Annotated in this window: 14 protein-coding genes; 3 read left to right on the top strand and 11 right to left on the bottom strand. The window is 46.6% G+C overall.

Features of this window, described 5'->3' with window-relative positions:
* The 4 genes from QUA04_RS27615 to QUA04_RS27600 form a co-directional block, all read right to left on the bottom strand.
* Positions 1-1,116, bottom strand: a 1,116-nt coding sequence (locus tag QUA04_RS27615; RefSeq protein WP_333263387.1) for a DUF4347 domain-containing protein, incomplete at its 3' end; no start/stop codon positions are given.
* Between the two features lie 66 nt (positions 1,117-1,182).
* Positions 1,183-2,010, bottom strand: a complete 828-nt coding sequence (locus QUA04_RS27610; RefSeq protein WP_333263384.1) for a sulfotransferase — start codon at positions 2,008-2,010, stop codon at positions 1,183-1,185.
* A 94-nt stretch (positions 2,011-2,104) separates the two neighbouring features.
* Complete coding sequence (locus tag QUA04_RS27605) at positions 2,105-2,335, bottom strand: hypothetical protein (protein WP_333263381.1); 231 nt, start codon at positions 2,333-2,335, stop codon at positions 2,105-2,107.
* 130 nt (positions 2,336-2,465) lie between these two features.
* Positions 2,466-3,347 (bottom strand): lysophospholipid acyltransferase family protein, encoded by an 882-nt coding sequence (locus QUA04_RS27600; RefSeq protein ID WP_333263378.1) that lies wholly within the window; start codon positions 3,345-3,347, stop codon positions 2,466-2,468.
* A gap of 869 nt (positions 3,348-4,216) precedes the next feature.
* Between QUA04_RS27600 and QUA04_RS27595 the strand changes: the two genes are divergently transcribed.
* A complete protein-coding gene (locus QUA04_RS27595) occupies positions 4,217-4,435 on the top strand; it encodes a hypothetical protein (RefSeq protein ID WP_333263375.1) in 219 nt (72 codons plus the stop codon).
* A 764-nt stretch (positions 4,436-5,199) separates the two neighbouring features.
* On the opposite strand, the gene QUA04_RS27590 is transcribed toward QUA04_RS27595, so the two are convergent.
* The gene (locus tag QUA04_RS27590; protein WP_333263372.1) at positions 5,200-5,535 is read right to left on the bottom strand and encodes a hypothetical protein; all 336 of its coding nucleotides are present in this window, start codon (positions 5,533-5,535) and stop codon (positions 5,200-5,202) included.
* Positions 5,536-5,561: 26 nt separating this feature from the next.
* On the opposite strand from QUA04_RS27590, the gene QUA04_RS27585 reads away from it, so the two are divergent.
* Complete coding sequence (locus tag QUA04_RS27585; protein ID WP_333263370.1) at positions 5,562-5,777, top strand: hypothetical protein; 216 nt, start codon at positions 5,562-5,564, stop codon at positions 5,775-5,777.
* Positions 5,778-6,236: 459 nt separating this feature from the next.
* Here the strand turns inward: QUA04_RS27585 and QUA04_RS27580 are convergent, their stop codons facing one another.
* The 6 genes from QUA04_RS27580 to QUA04_RS27555 form a co-directional block, all read right to left on the bottom strand.
* The gene (locus QUA04_RS27580; protein WP_333263367.1) at positions 6,237-6,398 is read right to left on the bottom strand and encodes a hypothetical protein; all 162 of its coding nucleotides are present in this window, start codon (positions 6,396-6,398) and stop codon (positions 6,237-6,239) included.
* A 71-nt stretch (positions 6,399-6,469) separates the two neighbouring features.
* Positions 6,470-7,132 carry a glutathione S-transferase family protein gene (locus QUA04_RS27575; RefSeq protein ID WP_333263364.1) on the bottom strand — a complete coding sequence of 221 codons (663 nt, stop codon included), beginning with the start codon at positions 7,130-7,132 and terminating at the stop codon, positions 6,470-6,472.
* A gap of 55 nt (positions 7,133-7,187) precedes the next feature.
* Positions 7,188-7,688: a hypothetical protein gene (locus QUA04_RS27570; RefSeq protein WP_333263361.1), complete on the bottom strand. Its 501-nt coding sequence runs from the start codon at positions 7,686-7,688 to the stop codon at positions 7,188-7,190.
* A complete protein-coding gene (locus tag QUA04_RS27565) occupies positions 7,648-8,136 on the bottom strand; it encodes a hypothetical protein (RefSeq protein WP_333263358.1) in 489 nt (162 codons plus the stop codon). Before QUA04_RS27565 ends, QUA04_RS27570 begins: the two co-directional genes overlap by 41 nt.
* A 213-nt stretch (positions 8,137-8,349) precedes the next feature.
* Positions 8,350-8,610 (bottom strand): hypothetical protein, encoded by a 261-nt coding sequence (locus QUA04_RS27560; protein ID WP_333263356.1) that lies wholly within the window; start codon positions 8,608-8,610, stop codon positions 8,350-8,352.
* Between the two features lie 27 nt (positions 8,611-8,637).
* Entirely contained in the window at positions 8,638-8,997 is a 360-nt protein-coding gene (locus tag QUA04_RS27555) for a hypothetical protein (protein ID WP_333263354.1), read from the bottom strand.
* Between the two features lie 115 nt (positions 8,998-9,112).
* Here QUA04_RS27555 and QUA04_RS27550 point away from each other — a divergent pair.
* Positions 9,113-9,325 (top strand): hypothetical protein (locus QUA04_RS27550; protein ID WP_333263351.1); only part of this gene is annotated, 213 nt, incomplete at its 3' end.

The following is a 9,325-nucleotide window of genomic DNA, read 5'->3' as shown; positions in this document are numbered from 1 at the left end:
GCCGCCGCCAAAGCCGCCGCCGCCGCCGCCCACGCCGCCGCCGCCGCCCACGCCGCCGCCGCCAAAGTTGCCAGAGCCACCGCCGTAATTGCTGTTACCTCCATAAGCACCAACATTGTTAGTGCTACTTGCAAATAGCCCGCCGCCCCCAGTGCTGCCACCGTTGCCGAACATTCCGGCACCACCGGAACTAATAATTGCTCCTTGGCTACCATTACCGCCGAGCGCGCTGTTATTACTAAAAGTGACATTATTCACCGTCACGCTACCGCCATAAACGAACAAGCCGCCTCCCATGCCAGCGCCGCCGCCACCTTGAAGACTACTCCCTCCTTGGGCTTTGCTGTTAGTGACAGTCATGTTGGAGAAATTGACGGTACCAGACTTAACAAAGAAGGGGCGAAACTGGTTGCTACCGCTAACGCTTTTGTTGTTACCAATAAAACTGATATCGCTGTTAATTAGATTTTTCATCACCCCCGTTACTGTCACGTCGGTATTAAGGGTGATGGTGTCTGCACCAGCGTTGACGTTGGCTTGGCGAATTGCCCAAGAAAGACTGTTTGCAACTGTGCCATCTCCCGTGTCAGTGGTCACGGTGACATCAAAGTTAGCTAGTGTATATTCATAATCTTCCATCGCCTCTTGATTAAAAGGCACGGCGGCTTCTATTTTGCCAGTTGCTATTTCTAAATCCCAGTCGCCACCTAATGCTTGATTTCCGGTTAAGTCGTTAGAGGCTGCGACATCTGCCCCGGTGATTTCGCTCAATCGCTTGATAAAATTATTACCGATTTCTCCGGCGGCTACGTCGCAGCCATATAATAAGATGTCGCCATTTTTAGTGAGGGCATTTCCCCAGCGTTTTAGCTGAGTGTTGAAATTTTTTAGATCATTTCCATTCAGTACATCTGTACCGAGTTTGACACTGCCTTCGCTGCCGTGAGAAAGGATGTGTACGGCTTCAATATCTTTTTGATTGGTTAAGACGTTTGTAATTTGCTCAATCCCACTCAAATTTTCATTTAAAACGAAAATTTGAGCGGCGTCGGTGTTTTGAATCAGGCTTTGATAATCTTGTACAGAGGAGTCAACAAAAATGATTTGCTTAGTCATGGTTAATTTCCTATTAATTTTTGCTTAGTGTTGTCAATATTACAGTCGCCGTAAAGGTTTGACGGTTTATTTAGCTTTCGCTACGATCGCGCTAGCGCGGCTATTTGTTGCCTCTGTCCAAAAAGATAAGCCATCAAATCGCTCGAATAAGTCGGGCGGTAAAATTGTTTTTCTGGGTTTAAACTCGACTTGCGATCGCACTTTATGTAACCCTTGTGTTTTCAATTTATGATCAAATTCTGGTTCTTGGTATTCAACATTATTAAAATCATGATTAAAAGGCTCTTCACCCAGAAATTGATAAATCAACGACATGGTTTTAGCTGGCCCTTTAGTTAATAAATCGTAATCAACTAATAGGAGAGAGCTACTCTGTTCGCTATAAAATGCTTCTTTAAGGGCGTTATAGGCATACCCAACTAAGCGCGAGCCTTGACTTAATGCTTCAGTACGGCTATAAACTGTAGCTCGTTCCGCTGGATGATTAAATAACCTGGAAACATCAAAGGCATTACGCCGAATTAGTAGCTCGATGCTATCCATGATCCAGGCGATGTTTCTGACACAGCAGATGACTTTAGCTTCGGGAAATAGTTCCAGAATTAATGGCAATTTACTGCACCAAAGGCGATTGGTGTCGAAGATCACTTCTTTGTCAGCTTGCGGATGATAATAGGCTGAAAAAATGCTCAAAATCAACGCCCGTTTTTGTTCAGAGGAAATAAATACAGAAAACTCATTATCTTCACTCATCGCTTCCAACATTCGTTCTACTAAACCCCCGACGGGTGAAGTCATAGCAGCATGAAAGCGGGGATTTTGTCGTAGCAATGCAGCGAGTAAAGTAGAGCCAGAGCGGGGTAGGCCGGAGATAAAGTGAGCTTTCTGGGGCATCCAGTTGGAATATATTTAAGGTGGGCAAATAGTCGGCATTTGAAGAGAAGAAAGCGACCGCTTTTGCGGTGGCTACTTGCTGTATCATTGCACACTATTGACTTTCAATAATCTCTGGAGGCAAGACAGTGCCTCCAGCATCTGAGACGGTATCTGCTTTAAGTTGGATGTTGCATAACTTTACGGAATTACCGCCGAGTTTAGTGCAAAATCTATCTTGCGGTAGATGGCACTCACCTTCGTTCATTATAAACTCGCGAGTTGGAGAAAAGTGCGATCGAACTCGGCGAATAATAATGATGACTTCGGTCTTTGCTTTGGGCAAAAAAATGTCCAATGAGAAATTTTGACCAAAATCAGTTCGCGATCGCACCCGCAACCCAAGCGTTAGGGGGTTTTCTCCCGGGAGTCTGGGATCTAAGAAGGTCTTTTGGTCGATCGAACTTGTGCAATTCTCACTTACCAGCCAAACAATCTAATTGTTCTTGCATTTGGGCGGTAACTCGATCGAAACAAGCATCAACATAATCGCGATCGCGCGCCGCCTCCGAACCATACCTCTCAAATACAATCGGTTCGCACACGCGAGTCCGAATTTGCACGGGTAAAGGTAGGTTTGGCAAAGGCCCAATACTCAATCCCCAAGGCAATCCCAAATACACCGGAAATACCACCGGATCGATGCCAAATAGCCACGGCATCCCCAATTCATGCAATTGCTTAACTTGTTCGTATAAATCTGCCAAAACTATCAAAGTATCGTGGGCACCGTGCGATACAATCGGTACAATTGGCGCTTCTTCTCGCAATGCTAATTTGATAAATCCCTTGCGTCCCGCAAAGTAGATTTTATCGCGCAAGTGGTGGGGGCGAAAAACATCTTGGGCGCCGCCCGGATAGACAAGAACTGCGGCATTTTTGCGTAAAGCTGCGATCGCCATTTTTGGATGTGCCTGGAGGGCACCACACTCAACCCCCATACTAGCAATCTCTGGGGAAACCTTCCATACCGTGGGGTGCATCAATCCGTAGGCCAAGCGTTCCGTGCCGTACCTGCGGAACCATTCGTATAGGAACATAAACATATCTGGAGCGGCGAGTCCCCCGTTGTGAGAACCGACAACAAGCATTTTTCCGCTCGCGGGCACGTGGTGCCAGCCGTCGCTTTGTACCCGAAAATAGTAGCGATACAGCCATTCCCAGACTGGCAACCAAAGCTCAATGAAGTCGGGATTGCGATCGTCTAAAGATAGACCGTCCAAGGGATATTTAGAGGATTTGCCGTCTTTTTTGTTAGTAGTTTTTGTCACTGCAAAAATATTTAACGCTTTGGTCATTATATAGCAGAAGGAAGAAAGCTTTAACTCTCGAAGATAGAAGACTTTAGTTATTTCCGAAAGAAAGAAGAAGGGAGGAGATTAGTTGGGCTTTTCCTCTCCTTGTGCGTGCGCTAATCGCCATCGCCCTGCGAAAAAAAGATTTTTCCTATCATTAATATGCTCCCATTCCGAAGGAATCTACCGCATTAGTTTCTGCAAGTGAAAACCTCATAAACATGGAGTGCGGTTGCTATAGCAATATAATTAAATCAGAATTGGCGCAAATATTTGGTTTCTGATTTGAGCGGGCTGCTATTGTTCGGAGGTTCTGTGCTGGTTGTCTATGTTGTTGGCTAAACCCGCCCCCTGCATCTTTAAACTGAGATGTTGCACCATTCTCAATAAGACTTTTATGGGCGGGCTCTCCTGCCCATCCCCTACTCCCCAGAAGAAATTCATTCTTTGTGGAACAGGCTGTCGGGGCTTTTAAGCGATAATGCTGCTCTGGGCGTGAGTTTCAACAGACTGGCGATCGCACCGCAGTAGGCAAAGTAAAGCGTCAGCGAGTAAATAATACAAAGAAACCATCCAAGTTTCTTACTTAAGAGCAACGCCCCAAGGGCACCAGAAGTCGAGGAACTACAAGCGGGCCTTGCGACGACTAGAATCCTTAAGGGAAATGTCTCCACAGGAACAAAACCGTTTGGAAACAGCTACAGCAACTGTCATTGGCCGATCGCGCGGCGGCTTTAGCCACAAAAACACAACCAGGCCTAAAGCCGATGGCTTTCCGTTTTGGAAGATTTTATCAAATTGAGGCCAGCCATCGGGTCAATGCTAGCGATTTGCGCTGTTTGCCGCAATTTTAAGTAAGGTACGATCGACAGTTGAGTTATGTGAGCGCGATCGAAGAACTGTATCCGGCTTGTGACACCTCAGTGCGACGGGTCGATCGCGCCAATCGCCTATCACTCAGAATCTGGGAGCATCTCAAGCACCATCTCGCTCTAGAAGCTACCAAGAATTCACCGGAAATGCAGCACAATATTACTCAACTGCAACAACAGGCAGCTAAATGGTTTAACGAACACCTGACAAGATTTTGACGGACAAGAAAGGACTTGCATTTCTAGTAAACTCTCACCCATTTAAACAGTTAACAGTTAACTTTTGACTGTTGACTTTCCCACTCCCTCACTCTCCCCGCTTTCCCCCTCTCGTCTTCTCCCCCTCCCCCGCTCTGCCATAACGAGAAATTTATAGGCGTAGCAGCTTAAGTTGTCTTGGCTTAACTCTCAGAAAAAAATAAATTTTAGAGATAAAACTTGACTTACAGCCCTAAAAAATGTTATGGGGAGCTTTTTCCTGGAAGACAAATCGATTTTTTTGCTATATTGACCTGCAATAAAGATAATAGTTTTGATTAGATGAGGAGTTGAACGGATGAAAAACTTGAGTTACTGGAACAAACCCGCTGCATTGCTGGGCGCGATCGCGATCGTAGCCGGAAGTGTGCAAGCGAATGCGATCGGTGTTGCCGCCCCATCAACATCCACTGTCAGTCAAGATGGGGAAAATATTTCCTTTGAAGATAGCGCCACGTTTAAAATAGCCCAAGCTGGCAACATTTGCCGCAAAGTCACTCCCAAAGAAGGTTTGACCGTTCGCCAGAACCCAGACCCCAAATCCCCTAGAGTTGGCGGTGTAGCAATTAACACTCAGGTAACGGTACCCCAAAGCGCTAGTTCTGTTAAAGCCTCCGATGGCCGCCTCTGGATACAAATTACCGCTCCCGTAAAAGGGTATGTAGCTACCGGATACCCCAACAACGAGGCTAATTTAGGTTCCTGCACGACAGCCAGCACCACAATTAGTCAAACTCCTTCCCCAAGGCCGGCAGCGACACCGGCACCGGCACCGGCACCGGCACCAGCACCGGCACCGGCACCTGCTGCGACACCGGCACCGGCACGGACTCCAAGTCCTGCACCAGCACCGGCACCAGCACCAGCGCCTGCACCAGCACCAGCACCAGCACCGGCACCAGCACCAGCGCCAGCACCAGCACCAGCGCCAGCACCAGCACCAGCGCCAGCACCAGCACCAGCGCCAGCACCGGCACCAGCACCAGCGCCAGCACCAGCACCAGCGCCAGCACCAGCACCAGCGCCAGCACCAGCACCAGCGCCAGCACCAGCACCAGCAACGGGCCCGGTAAGTCTGTGCCGCCAAGTGGAACCTCGCGTAGCGCCGAGGGGTCTAGCTATCCGCACCGAGCCTTCAAAGACTTCTGCTGTTAAAGGCGGTGTACCCGCTAACGGTAAAGTAACGCTTGTACCGAATTTCCAGTTAGTGAAAGATAAGAATGGAGAAGACCGCAATTGGGTTGAGATTTCAGCCCCTGTGGCCGGATTCATCTCGGCTGGAAATTTGATCATGTGTAAGTAAACTTGTGAGTTCGATCGCTCTTTTAGTCAAAAAGAGCGATCGACACCGAAAATAGTTTTAAGTTATTGCCGCGCAGCCACGGAACAACGCGGAGCCCAGATTGCTTCCTGGACTTACGCCGGAATAACTTATTTCTGTCGGCAGCCAGCGGTAGCGAATCTTTCTGTGCCTCTGTTTTTCTTCATCATCGGTTGCGTAAAGTCCTAGCTTCCTTCCTCGCAACGAAGGCGGGGTGAAGAAATTTAAGTAAAAAGCCGATCGACCTTTCTACTGACAGCGCCCCCTTGCCCAATTTTGGTGTCCGCGATTTGGTTGACACTTCGATTGTCGCCCAATCCCGACAATTTCCCACTTATTTGGCCGGAGTCTGAGTTCGATGCGGTGTCGCATTGCAGCAACAGAATCGTCAGCTAAACCGAGCACTGTATGCACAATTACTCCTGTTTCTCCTGTGGGATATTAAACCGAAATTTGGTCGCTTTTTCGGCCTTCAGATTCTTCATCGAGAATAAAGAGTTTTGCGGCGATATCTTTGGGGTTGGAGAAGGTAATTTTTCGCTCGGCAACGAACTGTTTAGCGTTAATTGCTTCGTAGTTCGATCGGGCGGCGGGCTGCCCCATTGCTGCGATGGGAATTTGGATGCAGGCGAAAACAGCTAGGAAAAAGAGCGATCACTTGACTATTGATTGGTTCATGAGGCTTCAGATTGTGCGAGAAACTTTTGTCTCCGAGATACGAAAGCCACCAAATCTGCCTCGGTGAATTGAGTTTGCTGCCATGAAGGACGCGACATTAGCCGATCGCACCAAGCTTTAATTTTAGGATAGCCGTCTAGGGACACACCAACCCAAGATAGCAAGGGCACGAGGGTGCCGGCAACGCACTCGGCAAAGGTGACACTGTTGCTAGCGAAAAAAGGGCGATCGTCCAGCAAGCCTTCAAAGAATTTCAACACTGTATCGACTTTTTCTTTAGCCTTTGCGATTTCCTGCGGTTGGGGAGTTCCCCTGCCCATTTTTTCACTGCTTAGCGGGTAAAGTTGCGGTAGAAGTTCGTTAACCGTGACCAATTCTACCATTCTCACAACTGCCAAATCTTTCGGTTCTTTTGGCAGCATTGCCGGTTCGGGATACTTCCTTTCTAGATAGTCAAGAATTGCTAGAGACTCGACGACAGTGAAGTCATCATCGACCAAAACTGGGATGCGGTGAAAAGGATTCATTGCGATAAACTCAGGCTGTAAGTTATCGCCGTCCAAGTGGATTTCTACTAATTCAAAGTCGAGGTTTTTTTCTAAGAGGGCAACCCAGACGCGGCGGGAGTTGGGGGAAATGGGAGTGTGGTAAAGTTTCATAAATGGTGTGCCTGGTTATTCAAAGGTAATAAAAGCCACATTTTGATTGTGCACCTTAACTGTCATTTGATTGATTCTCTCCAACTTTGTCCTCTCCAGTTTCACCGTCTCCACTGTCGGCTAAGTTGTTACTTTTATCTGAAACTTCATAATTATCCATAATTTCGAGCAATAAACGCTTTAGATTCTGATCCGGTGGGCGTTTTTCAAATTCTGCGTGCGTGTAAATCCACAGCAACACCACTTCTTGTTTTGTAATATCTAACAAATATATAAGTCGCCCCTGTTCAGCGGATCCGCGAAGCTGAGGCATTTTAAACTCCAACTTCCACAGTTCCCATCCATCACGGCTACTGCCTTTTGGCCAAGGTTCTAAATGTCCCAACGGTGGACGGGGACGGGGGTCAACGCTCAAAATTCTGAGGAATTTTTGGAGTAATTCGACAAATTTTACTAATCCTGCCTGATTTTTACGATAGCGATCGCGGATCAGTTTTTGCTGAGTTCTCTCAAAGTTATTCGAGAGCTTGATATGAAATTGCTCTGATCCGTTCACAGGCCTCCTCCGCCGTCATCGCCTCGCTAGTTTCCAACCCTCCAAAAGTTTCCTCCAGGGCTTCGGATAGTGCTTTTTCATAAGCAATATCTTCCCGTTCAATCCCACTCAAAATTGCATTGAGAAGACGTTCAAAGGCTCCAATGTAAGCTATCAAACCCTCTTTCTCACCTTTAAGTACAATTAAAAATAAAGCAAAAGCCCAATCAACACGCCCTAAAAAATCAAGAAAAATTCCCTTAATTCCTTGAGGCGGTTCTATTACGGCATAGGCAAAAATTTTGAGTAATTCTCGCGTTTCAGGAGGAATCTGATCCCAACGACCCTCAATTTTTACAGCTAAATTGTTTGCTTTTTCAGCCAGTTCCCACAACTTTGAAGGGCTGGACGTGCGGGGGTGAAATATCTGCCGAATTTCGCTGGGGCTAATTGTGATGGTGGCTGACATTTGCCTGACCTCTGCTCACTTTACGATTACTCAGTCATTCTCAGTATATCATCTAAACAAACTTCTGAAAATCCTGTCATTGACTGATTATTGGCTTATTGTGACTTCCTGACGCACAGACGAGGTAACCGCCTCTACTAGAAATAATCGCTCACTAAGTGACAACTCCCTGGTTAATTCAACTAATTATTGAAACGATATTTTTTTGGATGTTTATGAAAAATTATCATTCTGAGCTGGCGAAGAAACCTCACCATAACTTAAAGTTTTGACTGAAGTATTCTGCTCTAAATTCTGCTTTAAAGTTGTCGTCATGTCTGCGTGAAGAAGCTCTAAAAATTTAATATCGTTCCCTAGCTCGGCAGCCTCATCTTCATCTACCTCTTCAATTACCTGCAAACGTTCTTGATAGGCATTGATTTGATGTTCAATGGCTTCTATAATAAACCTTAAATCTTTAAAGGATAGATTCATCTTAGCTTACTATCCTATAAATCACCTCTATAGGTAGTATGAGGGATCGATTTCCGAGTCATCGTCAGAGGTACGTTCGGCACGAATCTCGTCCATAATTTCCTGAAAATCTGGATCGTCTTTAAACACACCCGCAAATTGCATCCAGGTGGGTTCTGAAGCCTGAATCGGTACTTCCCAGGAAATAGCTTCAATATGCTTAAGTCTTTCTAACAATGTGGTTTGAAGTTGGGTAATGGCTTCTTCCCGAGTTGCTGCTTCAACTCGACAGTGCGGAAACTCGAAAACAGAAGCAGAAACCTGTCCTGATGAGAGAGTTTCTAACAGGAGTGTCACTTTCAATTGGCTAGATGGTTGGGATTGCAATACATTTAAGGTTGTTACCATGTTTCAATCACGATTTTTAAGTGCTGTCTTGATTGTATCGCAGAAAAAAAAATCCCTCACCATTTCAGGCAAGGGGCGATCGCTATGAACCCAAAGTCACACTAAATCCCGATGGATGAATGTTGGGTTTTATCCCCCAACGCAGCATACGGAAAAGCAGCAATGCCTTCGGCGGGATTCCCCAACGCACTACAGCGTCCAATCTTCGATCGAGAGTCCGGGAACTTGCCCAAAGTCTCGTTGGTTGCGAGTCAGGGTAAGCGCATCTCAAACGCTATTGACAAGGGAATTTAGAGGCATCATCATGTTGGGTGGGATAAACAAGCAG

The organism is Microcoleus sp. S13_C5, from assembly GCF_036700845.1.
Classification (GTDB): Bacteria; Cyanobacteriota; Cyanobacteriia; order Cyanobacteriales; family Microcoleaceae; genus Microcoleus.
The sequence above is the reverse complement of the archived record's forward strand: the minus strand, read 5'-3'. Positions and strand labels throughout refer to the sequence as shown.